The sequence below is a fragment of the Streptomyces griseofuscus genome (assembly GCF_014673495.1).
GTDB classification, from domain to species: Bacteria; Actinomycetota; Actinomycetes; order Streptomycetales; family Streptomycetaceae; genus Streptomyces; species Streptomyces murinus.
The window spans coordinates 1,187,606-1,200,216 of the sequence record NZ_CP051006.1 but is presented as its reverse complement, the minus strand read 5'-3'; the positions used below and the strand labels follow the sequence as shown (position 1 = coordinate 1,200,216).

Below are 12,611 nucleotides of genomic sequence, written 5' to 3'. Positions count from 1 at the left end.
ATCGGCCCACGCCCCAGGCGCGTCGCCCCACGAGGCCGCCACCCTGGAGTCAGCCGGGAGCGCGATCCGACGCACCGGGACACGAGCGTGGACGGGGCGGATCCGTGGCGGACGAGACAGTGGCCGACGACGCGCACGAGGACGGCTCGCCCGCCTGTCTGGTCACCGGCGCCAGCGGGTACATCGGCGGCCGGCTCGTGCCGGAACTGCTGGACGCCGGATACCGGGTGCGCTGCCTGGTCCGCACCCCGCACAAGCTGCGCGACCACCCCTGGGCAGGCCGGGTGGAGATCGTCAAGGGCGATGTCACGGACGCGGACTCGGTGGCGCGGGCGATGGCCGGCATGGACGTGGCCTACTACCTGGTGCACGCCCTCGGCACCGGCCGCGACTTCGAGCGCACCGACCGGCGGGCGGCCCAGGTCTTCGGCGAGCAGGCCCGCCGGGCCGGAGTGAAGCGCCTGGTCTACCTCGGCGGGCTGACCCCGGCCGGAGTGCCCGAGCGCGAGCTGTCGCCGCATCTGCGCTCCCGGGCCGAGGTCGGCCGCATCCTGCTCGACTCGGGCGTGCCGACCGCCGTGCTGCGCGCCGCCGTCATCATCGGCTCCGGCTCCGCGAGCTTCGAGATGCTGCGCTACCTGACCGAACGGCTGCCCGTGATGGTCACCCCGCGCTGGGTGCACACCCGGATCCAGCCCATCGCCGTACGGGATGTGCTGCGGCTCCTGGTGGGCTGCGCGCGGCTGCCCCCGGACGTCAGCCGCGCCTTCGACGCCGGCGGCCCCGAGGTGCTCACCTACCTGGACATGATGCAGCGGTACGCCAGTGCCGCCGGGCTGCCCAAGCGGGTGATCGTGCGCGTGCCGGTGCTCACGCCGGGCCTGTCCAGTTACTGGGTCGGCCTGGTGACCCCGGTGCCGGCCGGTATCGCGCGTCCGCTGACGGAGTCGCTGCGGCACGAGGTCGTCTGCCATGAGAACGACATCGAACGGTACGTGCCGAGCCCGCCCGGCCACCCCCTCGGCCTGGACCGGGCGCTCGCCCTGGCGCTTCAGCGGGTCCGCGAGGCCCAGGTCGTCACCCGCTGGTCCTCCGCCGCCGTACCGGGCGCCCCGAGCGGTCCGCTGCCCACCGACCCGGACTGGGCGGGCGGCAGCCTGTACACGGATGTGCGCGAGCGCGCGGCGGACGTACCGCCCGAGGCGCTGTGGCGGGTGGTGGAGGGCATCGGCGGGGAGAACGGCTGGTACTCCTTCCCGCTGGCCTGGGCGGTACGGGGCTGGCTCGACCGGCTCGTCGGCGGGGTGGGCCTGCGCCGGGGCCGCCGGGACGCGCGGCGGCTGCGGGTGGGCGACTCGCTGGACTTCTGGCGGGTGGAGGAGATCGAACGCGGCCGGCTGCTGCGGCTGCGCGCCGAGATGCGGCTGCCGGGCCTGGCCTGGCTGGAGATGCGGGTGGACGACGGCGACGGCGGGGTCCGGTACCGGCAGCGGGCGCTGTTCCATCCCCGCGGGCTGCTCGGCCATCTGTACTGGTGGAGCGTCTCGCCCTTCCACGCGGTCGTCTTCGGCGGCATGGCCCGCAACATCGTGCGCGCCGCCGCCCGCACCCGGGACGAAGCGAGATGAGCACCGGTGTCCGGACCCGGACCCGCTGCACCCGAACCCACATCCGGCTCCGCCGCGCCGCCGGGAGAACGCACCGCCCCCGACCACCCCGAATAGGCTGACCGCCATGTCCGTCTCGGTCGTCCTGTTCACCTCCGACCTGCGGCTGCACGACCATCCGCCGCTGCACGCCGCGCTGGCCGCCGCCGACGAGGTCGTGCCGCTGTTCGTCCGCGACCGCGCCGTCGAGGCGGCCGGCTTCGCCACCCCGAACCGCACCGCCTTCCTCGCCGACTGCCTGGCCGACCTGGACGCGTCCCTGTGTGAGCGCGGCGGACGGCTCGTGGTGCGCTCCGGCGACCTCGTGGCGCAGGTGTGCGGTGTGGCGGCGGAGGCGGACGCCGACGAGGTGCACCTGGCCGCCGCGCACAGCGCCTTCGCCACCCGCCGGGAGGACCTGCTGCGGCGGGCGCTGGCGGCCGACGGGCGGCGGCTGCTCGTGCACGACGCGGTGACCGTGGGGGTGCCCCCGGGCGAGGTGACCCCGGCCGGTTCCGACCATTTCGCGGTCTTCACGCCGTACCACCGCCGCTGGGCCCAGGCCGGGCTGCGCGCGCCGCTGGCCGCCCCGCGCCGGGTGCCCGTGCCGGACGGGGTGCGGGGCGAGCGGCTGCCCGCCCGCGAGGACGTCACCGGTGTCTCGCCCGCCCTGCCGGCCGGCGGCGAGAGCGAGGGCCGCAAGCGGGTGACCGCGTACTGGCGCACGGGTCTGGACGCCTACGACGACACCCGCGACGACCTGGCCGCCGACGCCACCTCCCGGCTCTCCGCGCATCTGCACTTCGGCACCCTGTCCCCGGTGGAACTGGTCCAGCGGGCCCGCCGCCACGGCGGTCCGGGCGCCGAAGCGCTGGTACGCCAGCTCGCCTGGCGCGACTTCCACCGCCAGGTGCTCGCCGCCCGCCCGGCGGTCGCCCGCGCCGACTACCGCACCAAGGGCGACCGCTGGCGCACGGGGCGCGCCGCGCGCGCCGACGTCGAGGCCTGGCGGGAGGGCCGTACCGGCTATCCGGTGATCGACGCGGCGATGCGGCAGCTGCGCCACGAGGGCTGGATGCACAACCGGGCCCGGCTGCTGACCGCGTCCTTCCTGGCCAAGACGCTCTACGTCGACTGGCGGATCGGCGCCGAGCACTTCCTGTACTGGCTGGTCGACGGAGACATCGCCAACAACCAGCTCAACTGGCAGTGGGTCGCCGGTACCGGCACGGACACCCGCCCCAACCGGGTCCTCAACCCCATTGCCCAGGCCAGGCGTTACGACCCCGACGGCGGCTATGTGCGCCGCTGGGTACCCGAGCTCGCGGGCCTCGCCGACCGCTTCGTGCACGAGCCGTGGAAGCTGCCCGGCGCGGAGCGTGCCGCGCTGGACTATCCCGAACCGATGATCGACCTGGCGGAGGGCGTGGACCGGTTCCGCAGGGGCCGCGACCGGGGTAAGTGAACGCCCCCGGTCGCGGCTAGGCGGTACGCCCCTCTGCCGCCCGGGCCCGGCGCGCCGTCATCACCGCGTAGACGAGGACGCCGGCGAAGAGGAAGAGCGCGCCCTGGTACACCGCCGCGTAGCCGGCGCCCGCCATCAGCCAGATCGAGAAGGCGGCCGCGACCGAGGTGACCACCGCGTCGCGGACCAGCCGTCCCCGGTCCACCGAGTCGGCGCGGCCGGAGACGAGGTGGAAGAGCTGGGCGGCGGTGGCCAGCAGATAGGGGACGGTCGCGGTGAAGGTGGTGACGAGGACCAGGACCTCGAAGACCTTGCCGGAGCCGGAGAGGTAGTTGTACGCGGTGAGCAGGGACGCCAGTACCACGGTCACGGCGACGCCGACCGTCGGCACGCCCCGGCGGCGCCGGGTGAAGGCGGCAGGGAAGAGCCCGTCGCGGGCGGCGGCGTAGGGGGTCTGGGCGCTGAGCAGGGTCCAGCCGTTCAGGCAGCCGATCATCGACACCAGCGCGGCCAGCGCCACCGCCCAGCCGCCCCAGCTGCCGCCGAACATCGCGTTCACGGCGTCCGAGAAAGGCGCGGTGGAGTTGACCAGCCGGTGGTGCGCGACCGTGCCGAACACGGACAGCGTGCCCAGCAGGTACACCAGCGCGGCGCCCGCGGTGCCGATCACGGTGGCGCGGCCCACATTGCGCCGGGCGTTCTTGACCTCACCGGCGCTGACCGCGGCGGACTCCACCCCGAGGTAGGAGAAGAGCAGCAGCGCGGCGGAGGCGGAGACCGCGCCGATCGCGCCGTGGCCGCTGGAGTTGAACGGGCCGAGCCGGGAGGGGTCGAAGAAGAACAGCCCGCCGACCGCCACGAGCAGCAGCGGCACGAACTTCAGCACCGTGGAGACCAGCTGCACGGCGCCCACATAGCGGGTGCCGGCGAAGTTGGCGAGCGCGGGCAGCCACTGGATCGCCAGCGCGGCCAGACACGCGGTCCAGCGGTGTCCGCTCACCGGGATCAGCACGTCCAGATAGCCGACGGCGGCCACGGCGAGCGCGGCGTTCGACACCCAGGTGGTGATCCAGTACGACCAGGCCGCGAGGAAGCCCGCGAAGTCGCCGAACGCCCCGCGGGCGTAGACGTACGGGCCGCCGGTGCGGGGATCGCGCGCGGCGAGCTTGCCGAAGGTCAGCGCGAGGGCGATGGCGCCGATCGTCAGCACCCCGAAGGCGACCAGGCTGACCGTGCCGTAGGGGGCGATGGAGGCGGGCAGCAGGAAGATGCCGCCACCGATGATGTTGCCCATGACCAGCGCGGTGGCCACGGGCAGCCCGAACCGGCGCGCGTGCCGGCTGCCGGGCGTGCCCTGGGGGTCCCCGGCGGGTGCCGTGAGGCTCTCCGAAGGGGCCGGAGCCGGCAGGGGAGCGGTTCCGGTGACGTGCATGGGTGGTGCGCCTCTCATCAAGCCGACGTCCCGGGATCGCCGGGACCCCGCCATGGTCGGCGATGCCCCTACCTGTCGCAAAATCGCCGTTTCTTGTCTCGTCCGGGCATTCCGTCCACGGAAAAACTGAGCCGCGGGGCCCCTCCGACCGCGATATCTCCGGCGCTCCCTGAGGCGCCGTACGGGCCCGCGGTGATCGCCCGGGGTGTCGTCGCCCGCGCTCTCGTCACCGGGCCCGCGCCGGTGCACCATGTGATCCGAGTGACGCAACGGGCTCGGGAGGCGGCATGAGCGGGTCGGCGCAGGGCAGGACGTCCGGGATCGAGGTCCGGTCCATCGACTACGTCCCGCTGAACGAGCGGCACGGCAAGCTGTGGCACCTGGGGCCCCTGTGGTTCATGTCCAACGCCCAGATCGCCACCCTGGCCGTGGGGCTGATCAGCATCACCGGCGGCGGCAATCTCCTCTGGTCGCTGCTGGCCATCGTCGCCGGCACCGTCCTCGGCACCTTCTTCATGGCCTTCCACTCCGCCCAGGGACCCCAGCTGGGCCTGCCGCAGATGATCCAGTCGCGGCCGCAGTTCGGCTATGTCGGCGCGCTCCTGGTGTGGCTCTTCGCCTATGTGCAGTACGCCGGGTTCAACGTCTTCAACAGCATCCTCGCCGCCGACGCCCTGCACACCACGCTGCACGGCGGGGTGAAGCCCTGGGTCCTCGCGGTCACCGTGGTCGCGCTCGCCGTCGCCCTGGTGGGCTACGACATCATCCACAAGGCCGAACGGATCCTGACCTACGTCTTCCTGGCCGTCTTCGGGATCTTCACCGTCGGTATCCTGCTCACCCTGCACTACCCGGCCGGCTCCTTCGACCTCGGCGCCTTCAAGTGGACGCCGTTCCTCGCCCAGTTCGGCGTGGTCGCCGGCTACCAGATCAGCTGGGCCATCTACGTCTCGGACTACTCCCGCTACCTGCCGCCGGACGTGACCGTCCGCAAGACCTTCTACTGGACCTACTTCGGCTCCGCGCTCGGCGGCATCTGGATGATGGTCCTCGGCTCCCTGCTCGCGGCCTGGGCGGGCCCGCACTTCGAGACCATCACCTCGATCGACGCGGCCGGTGACAAGGTCTTCGACGGCTTCGGCGCGATCGTGCTGCTCTTCGCCGCCCTCGGTCTGATCTCCGTCACCGCGCTCAACATGTACGGCGGTTCGCTGACCCTCATCAGCGCCATCGACTCGGTACGACGGGTACGGCCGACGCTCTCCGTGCGGCTGCTCACCCTCGCCCTCACCGCCGCGCTCTCCGTGATCGGCGCGCTCGCCGCCACCGCGCACTTCCTCGCCGACTTCAACGACTTCCTGCTGCTGGTCCTCTATCTGTTCATCCCGTGGACCGCGGTCAACCTCATGGACTACTACGTGGTGCGCCGGGGCCACTACGCGGTCGCCGAGATCTTCAACCCCCGGGGCATCTACGGCCGTTGGGGCTGGCACGGGATCATCTCCTACCTGGTCGGCTTCGCGGTCATGGTCCCGTTCTTCTCCGTCGGCACCCTGTACGTGGGCCCCGCCGCGAAGGCGCTCGGCGGCGCGGACATCTCCCTGTTCATCGGGCTGCCCGTCTCCGCCCTCCTGTACTGGTGGCTGACCCGCTCCCTCGATGTCGAGGCGGAGGCACGGCTGGCCCGGGCGGAGGCGGCGGAGCTGGAACGGGCGGCGTCCGAGCACCGGGAGCCCTGAGCGGCGGGTCCGGGCGCGTGACGGCGGGTCCGGGTACGTGACCACGGTCTTGTCCCTGTCGGTGGACACCCTCTTGACGCCGGGTCGAGGGGGATCGAGACTTCCTGACAGGGAATCCTAGTGAACAGGTAGGGAAACATGGTGCGCCTCGAAGCGGTCACCGGCCGAGCGGGCCGGACGCCGACGCGCACCCCACTGCTCACCTCCCGCCGGCACATCGATCTGCTGCGCGTCTGTAGCGCCCTGGGCGACCCGCGCTGACCCGCCGCACCACGCCCTTCGCCGCTCAGGCCCGCGCGGCCGCCCGCCGGCGGCTCCCGCCGACGCGCCCTCGCACGCCCACCACCCGGGGAGACGCATGTCCATCACTCCGCTCGCCGCCGTCCCGCCCGCCCACCGCGTCACCGCGCCCGACTTCCGGGGCCGGCTCGGCCGGGACGCGCGCAGCGGCCACTACGCCGTGCCCCACCGCTACCGCCTCCATCTGTCCACCGCCTGTCCGGACGGACTGCGCCTCGCCGTCGGCCACGCCCTGCTCGGCCTGGCCGACAGCTGTCCGGTCACCTTCCTGCCCGCCCTCCCGGACGGCCGCGACGGCGGTCACGCCGAGCTGCGCCCGCTGTACGAGGCCAGCGCCCACCACTACCGGGGCCCGGCGCTCGCCCCCGTGCTCAGCGACGACTGGTCCGGACGCATCGTCAGCACCCATGCCCGCGACATCCTGCGCGACCTGGACCGCTTCCCGCGCACCTGCAAGAACCCCCTGTTCCCGCCCGGCCTGGAGTCCGTGATCGAGTCCGTCGAGCGGATGTGCGCCGAGGGCATCGAGGAGGCCGCCCAGCGTGCCGGACGCGCCGGCGCCGGCCCGGCGGAGCGGGCCGCCGCGCTCGACGCGCTGCTGGACACGCTGGGCCGGCTGGAGCGGCGGCTGGCGGGGGAGGAGTACCTGGCCGACGGCAGGCTCACCGCGGCCGACGTCGAACTCTGGGTGTCCCTGGTGCAGTTGGACCTGGTGCACCGCTGCCACCTGGACGCGTCCGCCGTGCAGCGCATCGCCGAGCACCGGGCCCTGTGGGCCTACGCCCGCCGTCTGGCCGGCCACCCCGCCTTCGGCCGCCATCTCGACCTCGACGGCATCGCGCGCCGCCATCAGGGCCACTGCCAGGGCCTGGAGGCCGCCGGAGCCGCCGTCCAGATCCTGGACTGGGCGGCCCACGCCAGCGGCTCGCCGGACGCTTCCCGCAGGTGAGATCGGTCCAGGCGGTGTCCACGTGACGGACGGACATTGACATTCGCGGCGCCAACTGGATTACTTGCGGCCCAGATACGGTCAAGAGTGTCAGCGCCAAGCCCTGGCTGGCTGACCGGCAACCCTCGCGACGCGGTGGGGTGCCCCAGGTGACGACCGGACCGGACGACGACTTCGGTAAGCGCGCGGCCCCACGGGGCCATGACAGTGACAGGTGACGCCATGTACGCAGCTCCCCGGACGGCCCTGAGCCGCCCCCAGGGCTGCGTACCGGCGCGTACCGCCCTGGTCGCCGACCGCGCCGTCGACCTGCTGCGGGTCAGCAGCGCGCTGTGTACCGCGCCGGGCGCGATCCGCGGCTGCCGGGGCTGACCTCCATCATCTCGCCCCGGCGGCCGTAGCCCCGGACCTCGGGCACACCGCCTCAGCGGCCCGCCCCCTTCTCCGCTCTCCGGACCAACTCCGGTCCCGTTTCCGCGCGTTCGACGCGCTCCGCCGCACGCCCCGAGCCGTGCGGCGGGCCGCACCCGGTCCGTCGTACCCCGCACCCCGCTTCTCCCCACACCCCCCGCTCCTCCCCGTCACGCCCCGCCCCTCGCCGGAGCCCGCCATGAGCCAACCCCCAGGCGCCGCCGTCTCGCTCGCCGAGGCGCCGCCCGCCGCACAGCCGTCAAAGCCCCTCGCCGCGCAGCGCGTTCAGCCGCTGCGCCGGCCCGGCCGCTGGATCGCCACCGCCGTCGTCCTGGTGGTCGTCGCGCAGATCGCGCACGGCCTGGCCACCAACCCCTTCTACCAGTGGGACCGCTTCCGCTACTGGTTCCTGCGGCCCACGGTCCTGGACGGTCTCCTCGTCACGCTCGAAGTCGCCGCGCTGAGCGCCCTGTTGGGCCTGGTCGGCGGAGTCCTGCTGGCCCTCGCGCGGCAGTCCGGAAGCCCGGTGCTGCGCGCCGTCAGCTGGACCTACACCTGGCTGTTCCGCTCCGTGCCGCTGATCGTCGTACTGATCTTCCTCTACAACTTCTCCGCCCTGTACAAGACCTTGAGCCTCGGGATCCCCTTCGGACCCGCCTTCGTCACCTTCGACGAGTCGAAGCTCGCCACCGACATGACGGTCGCCGTCATCGGACTCGGCCTCAACGAGGCGGCGTACGCGGCCGAAGTGGTGCGCGGCGGGCTGCTCTCCGTCGACCAGGGCCAGCACGAGGCGGCCGCCGCGCTCGGCCTGCCCAAGGGCTACCAGTTCACCCGGATCGTGCTGCCGCAGGCGCTGCGCTCCATCACGCCCAACTACGTCAACCAGCTCATCGGCCTGGTCAAGAGCACGTCCCTGGTGTTCTACGTGTCGCTGCTCGACCTGTTCGGCTCCGTGCAGACCATGGGCAGCACCTACCCCGGCGACATCGTGCCGCTGCTCCTGGTCGCCACCGTCTGGTACCTGATCCTGACCAGCGCCGTCTCCGTCGTCCAGTTCTACGTCGAGCGGTACTTCGCCCGGGGCGCCACCCGCACCCTGCCGCCGACCCCGCTCCAGAAGGCACGCGCCGCCCTCGCCGCGTTCCGCACCCGGCTGCGCGGGGAGGCCGTCGTATGACCGCCACCGCCACCGCCACCGCCGCCCAGGAGACGGCCCCGGCCGCGCTGGAGGTGCACGACGTCCACAAGTGGTACGGCACCCACCGCGTCCTGGACGGCATCGACCTGACCGTGCGCCCCGGCGAGGTCACCGTCGTCATCGGGCCCTCGGGCTCCGGCAAGTCCACACTGCTGCGGGTCATCAACCACCTGGAGAAGCCGGAGATCGGCCATGTCAGCGTCGGCGGCGAACTTATCGGCGTCCGCCGCGTGGGCGACCGGCTGAAGGAGCTGGGCGAGCGCGCGATCCTGGCCCAGCGCGGCCGGATCGGGTTCGTCTTCCAGAACTTCAACCTCTTCCCGCATCTCACCGTCCTCGACAACGTGGCCGCCGCTCCCGTCGCCACCGGCCGCCTCGGCAAGGCCGAAGCACGGGCACTGGCCCGGGAGTTGCTCACCCGGGTCGGCCTGGGCGAGCGCACCGGCGCCTACCCGCGCCAGCTCTCCGGCGGCCAGCAGCAGCGCGTCGCCATCGCCCGCGCCCTCGCGCTGCGCCCCGGCATCATCCTCTTCGACGAGCCGACCTCCGCGCTCGACCCGGAACTCGTCGGCGAGGTCCTCTCCGTCATCAAGGACCTCGCCACCAGCGGCACCACCCTGGTCATCGTCACCCATGAGATCGGCTTCGCCCGCGAGGTCGCCGACCGGATCGTCTTCATCGACGGCGGCCGGATCGTCGAACAGGGCACGCCGACCCAGGTGTTGGACCACCCCGAGCATCCCCGCACCCGGGACTTCCTCGCCAAGGTCCTCTGAACCCGCCCCCTTCCTCCCCCCAGACGCACCATCGAACGACAAGGACAGCCATGCCCAGCCACCTCACCCGACGCAGCCTGATACGCGGTCTGTCCGCGGCCACCGTGATCGCCTCCCTCGCCGGCACCCTCGCCGCCTGCGGTGGCAGCAGTGACGCGGCCACCACGACCGATGCCGCCGGCACGGTGACCGTGGGCCGGGTGTCCAACGGCGCCGCCAGACAGACCGAGTTGAAGGTCCCCGAGGTCGCCTCGCTGCACGCCGAACTGCCCGCCGCCGTCCGCGAGCGGGGCACCCTGGACATCGTCGTGGGCGCGCTGCCCGACGGCTTCCCGCCGCTCGCCTACATCGGCGGCGACCAGAAGACCCTCACCGGCGCCGAACCCGACTTCGGCCGCCTGGTCGCCGCGGTCCTCGGCCTCAGGCCCCAACTGGCCAACGCCACCTGGGAGAACATGTTCGTCGGCATCGACAGCGGCAAGGCCGACGTCGGCTTCGCCAACATCACCGACACCGAGGAACGCAAGAAGAAGTACGACTTCGCCTCGTACCGCAAGGACAACGTGGGCTTCGAGGTGCTGAAGAAGAGCACCTGGAATTTCGGCGGGAACTACGAGAACCTCGCCGGGAAGACGGTCGCCGTCGACAACGGCACCAACCAGGAGAAGATCCTCCTGGAGTGGCAGACCAAGCTGAAGGCCGAGGGCAAGACCCTCACCGTCAAGCACTACGCCAGCAAGAACGCCACCTATCTGGCGCTGTCCGGCGGCCGGATCGACGCCTACTTCGCGGCGAACCCCGGCGTCGCCTACCACGTCACCCAGACCGCGAAGTCACCGAACCCGACCCGCAGCGCGGGCACCTACTCCGGGGCGGGCGCGAGCCTCCAGGGGCTGATCGCGGCCACCACGAAGAAGGACAGCGGCCTGGCCAAGCCCATCGCGGACGCCGTCAACCACCTGATCGAGAACGGGCAGTACGCGAAGTGGCTCGCCGCCTACAACCTCTCCGACGAGGCCGTGGCGAAGTCCCAGGTCAACCCGCCCGGACTGCCGCTCAGCGATTCCTGAGCAGCCGGCCCGAACAGCTTCCGGCGCCGGGAACACCGAGTGGGGCCGGGGCGTTGTGCCTCATGACGAGATGGGTGCGGCCGCCGCAGAGGCGGGCCGCCGAGCGCGGTGGACGGAGGTGGCGGACATGACCGCGGACCGAAGGCACCTTCCGTGCGCACGCGTCCTGCGGACCGCCCGCTCCGCCGTGCTGCACTCCCGGCCCCATATCGACCTCCAGCGCGTGGCCGGCGCGCTCTGTCGCTCCTGACGCTCCCCCTTCGCCCTCGCGGCCGCGCGGATCCCTCGCTCCGCCGCGCCCGCCCGCCGCCGTGCCCCGCTCCCGGCGCGGCCCGGCGCGCCCTCGTACGGACACCCAGGAAGGCGCCAACTCGTGTCCTCTGCCACCTCCTCCACCCGCCCCGACCCCCACTCCCACCTCCATCTCGCGGTCGCCCTGGACGGCACCGGCTGGCACCCCGCCTCCTGGCGCGAGCCCGTCGCCCGCCCGGACGAGCTGTTCACCGCCGGATACTGGGCCGACCAGGTCGCGGAGGCCGAGCGCGGTCTGCTCGACTTCGTGACCATCGAGGACGGCCTCGGCCCCCAGTCCGCGCACCCGCTGGAGCCCGACGACCGCACCGACCAGGTACGCGGCCGGCTCGACGCGGTGCTCGTCGCCTCCCGCGTCGCGCCGCTCACCCGGCACATCGGCCTGGTGCCGACCGTGGTGGCCACCCACACCGAGCCGTTCCACATCTCCAAGGCGATCGCCACCCTCGACTACGTCAGCACCGGCCGCGCCGGACTGCGGGTGCGGATCACCGCCCGGCCGGACGAGGCCGACCACTTCGGCCGCCGCCGTGTCGACCGGATCGAGGCGTACGACAGCCCGGACGCCCAGGGCCTGCTCACCGACCTGTTCGACGAGGCCGCCGACTATGTGGAGGTGGTGCGCAGGCTCTGGGACAGCTGGGAGGACGACGCCGAGATCCGCGACCGCGCGACCGGCCGGTTCGTCGACCGGGACAAGCTGCACTACATCGACTTCGAAGGCCGCTTCTTCAGCGTCAAGGGCCCCTCCATCACCCCCCGCCCGCCCCAGGGGCAGCCGCTGGTCAGCGCCCTCGCGCACGACACCGTGCCGTACCGGCTGCTGGCCCGGGGGGCCGACATCGGCTACGTCACCCCGCGCGACGCGGCGCACGCCCGCGCGATCGTGGCCGAGATCCGTGCCGAGCAGCAGAGCGCCGGGCGGGCGGGGGAGACCCTGCATGTCTTCGGGGACCTGCTGGTCCTCCTGGACGACAGCCGGGGCGAGGCCGAGGCTCGGCGGGCGCGGCTGGACGCGCTCGCGGGGGAGCCGTACACCGGCGACGCCCCGATCTTCACCGGCACGGCGGCACAACTCGCCGATCTCCTTGAGGAGTTGGCGGGCGCCGGGCTGACCGGGTTCCGGCTGCGGCCGGCCGTCGCCGGGCACGACCTGCCCCGGATCAGCCGCGACCTGGTGCCCGAACTCCAGCGCCGGGGCCGGTTCCGCACCGCTTACGAGGCGGATACCCTGCGCGGCCTGCTCGGCCTCGCCCGCCCCGCCAACCGCTACGCCGCTGCCGCCGCCACCGCCGTCTGAGCCGGAGGAC

The 12,611-nt window shown here is 73.0% G+C and carries 12 protein-coding genes and 1 riboswitch; of the genes, 11 read left to right on the top strand and 1 reads right to left on the bottom strand.

The annotated features are described in order from the left end of the window. The first annotated feature begins 104 nt into the window (after window positions 1–104). On the top strand, window positions 105–1,628 hold the full coding sequence (locus tag HEP81_RS05260; protein WP_106980113.1) for an SDR family oxidoreductase: 1,524 nt from the start codon (window positions 105–107) through the stop codon (window positions 1,626–1,628). 106 nt (window positions 1,629–1,734) lie between these two features. Further along, window positions 1,735–3,111 carry a cryptochrome/photolyase family protein gene (locus HEP81_RS05255; protein ID WP_037663973.1) on the top strand — a complete coding sequence of 459 codons (1,377 nt, stop codon included), beginning with the start codon at window positions 1,735–1,737 and terminating at the stop codon, window positions 3,109–3,111. Between the two features lie 16 nt (window positions 3,112–3,127). On the opposite strand, the gene HEP81_RS05250 is transcribed toward HEP81_RS05255, so the two are convergent. Next, the gene (locus HEP81_RS05250) at window positions 3,128–4,543 is read right to left on the bottom strand and encodes an amino acid permease (RefSeq protein ID WP_037663974.1); all 1,416 of its coding nucleotides are present in this window, start codon (window positions 4,541–4,543) and stop codon (window positions 3,128–3,130) included. Window positions 4,544–4,830: 287 nt separating this feature from the next. Between HEP81_RS05250 and HEP81_RS05245 the strand changes: the two genes are divergently transcribed. From HEP81_RS05245 to HEP81_RS05215, 9 genes are all read left to right on the top strand, one after another. Continuing rightward, a complete protein-coding gene (locus tag HEP81_RS05245; protein WP_037663977.1) occupies window positions 4,831–6,282 on the top strand; it encodes a purine-cytosine permease family protein in 1,452 nt (483 codons plus the stop codon). 138 nt (window positions 6,283–6,420) lie between these two features. Further along, entirely contained in the window at window positions 6,421–6,543 is a 123-nt protein-coding gene (locus HEP81_RS42105; RefSeq protein WP_256639939.1) for a putative leader peptide, read from the top strand. A gap of 97 nt (window positions 6,544–6,640) precedes the next feature. Next, window positions 6,641–7,531 carry a glutathione S-transferase C-terminal domain-containing protein gene (locus HEP81_RS05240; RefSeq protein ID WP_037663978.1) on the top strand — a complete coding sequence of 297 codons (891 nt, stop codon included), beginning with the start codon at window positions 6,641–6,643 and terminating at the stop codon, window positions 7,529–7,531. A 79-nt stretch (window positions 7,532–7,610) separates the two neighbouring features. Beyond that, a riboswitch (SAM riboswitch) is annotated at window positions 7,611–7,721 on the top strand. 32 nt (window positions 7,722–7,753) lie between these two features. Continuing rightward, window positions 7,754–7,903 carry a hypothetical protein gene (locus HEP81_RS05235; protein ID WP_157854681.1) on the top strand — a complete coding sequence of 50 codons (150 nt, stop codon included), beginning with the start codon at window positions 7,754–7,756 and terminating at the stop codon, window positions 7,901–7,903. A 238-nt stretch (window positions 7,904–8,141) separates the two neighbouring features. Beyond that, window positions 8,142–9,122 (top strand): amino acid ABC transporter permease, encoded by a 981-nt coding sequence (locus HEP81_RS05230; RefSeq protein WP_190275948.1) that lies wholly within the window; start codon window positions 8,142–8,144, stop codon window positions 9,120–9,122. After that, window positions 9,119–9,919 carry an amino acid ABC transporter ATP-binding protein gene (locus tag HEP81_RS05225; protein WP_037663980.1) on the top strand — a complete coding sequence of 267 codons (801 nt, stop codon included), beginning with the start codon at window positions 9,119–9,121 and terminating at the stop codon, window positions 9,917–9,919. Before HEP81_RS05230 ends, HEP81_RS05225 begins: the two co-directional genes overlap by 4 nt. A 50-nt stretch (window positions 9,920–9,969) precedes the next feature. Next, window positions 9,970–10,989 (top strand): ABC transporter substrate-binding protein, encoded by a 1,020-nt coding sequence (locus tag HEP81_RS05220; protein ID WP_037663982.1) that lies wholly within the window; start codon window positions 9,970–9,972, stop codon window positions 10,987–10,989. 127 nt (window positions 10,990–11,116) lie between these two features. Then, entirely contained in the window at window positions 11,117–11,239 is a 123-nt protein-coding gene (locus tag HEP81_RS42100) for a putative leader peptide (protein WP_274599479.1), read from the top strand. A 123-nt stretch (window positions 11,240–11,362) separates the two neighbouring features. After that, on the top strand, window positions 11,363–12,601 hold the full coding sequence (locus tag HEP81_RS05215; protein WP_037663985.1) for an LLM class flavin-dependent oxidoreductase: 1,239 nt from the start codon (window positions 11,363–11,365) through the stop codon (window positions 12,599–12,601). Window positions 12,602–12,611 lie beyond the last annotated feature (10 nt).

Coding starts and splice junctions, on each gene's coding strand:
- HEP81_RS05240 (WP_037663978.1), top strand. CDS start 6,641: ATGTCCATCACTCCGCTCGCCGCCGTCCCGCCCGCCCACCGCGTCACC.
- HEP81_RS05250 (WP_037663974.1), bottom strand. CDS start 4,543: ATGCACGTCACCGGAACCGCTCCCCTGCCGGCTCCGGCCCCTTCGGAG.
- HEP81_RS05220 (WP_037663982.1), top strand. CDS start 9,970: ATGCCCAGCCACCTCACCCGACGCAGCCTGATACGCGGTCTGTCCGCG.
- HEP81_RS05245 (WP_037663977.1), top strand. CDS start 4,831: ATGAGCGGGTCGGCGCAGGGCAGGACGTCCGGGATCGAGGTCCGGTCC.
- HEP81_RS42105 (WP_256639939.1), top strand. CDS start 6,421: ATGGTGCGCCTCGAAGCGGTCACCGGCCGAGCGGGCCGGACGCCGACG.
- HEP81_RS05235 (WP_157854681.1), top strand. CDS start 7,754: ATGTACGCAGCTCCCCGGACGGCCCTGAGCCGCCCCCAGGGCTGCGTA.
- HEP81_RS42100 (WP_274599479.1), top strand. CDS start 11,117: ATGACCGCGGACCGAAGGCACCTTCCGTGCGCACGCGTCCTGCGGACC.
- HEP81_RS05225 (WP_037663980.1), top strand. CDS start 9,119: ATGACCGCCACCGCCACCGCCACCGCCGCCCAGGAGACGGCCCCGGCC.
- HEP81_RS05230 (WP_190275948.1), top strand. CDS start 8,142: ATGAGCCAACCCCCAGGCGCCGCCGTCTCGCTCGCCGAGGCGCCGCCC.
- HEP81_RS05255 (WP_037663973.1), top strand. CDS start 1,735: ATGTCCGTCTCGGTCGTCCTGTTCACCTCCGACCTGCGGCTGCACGAC.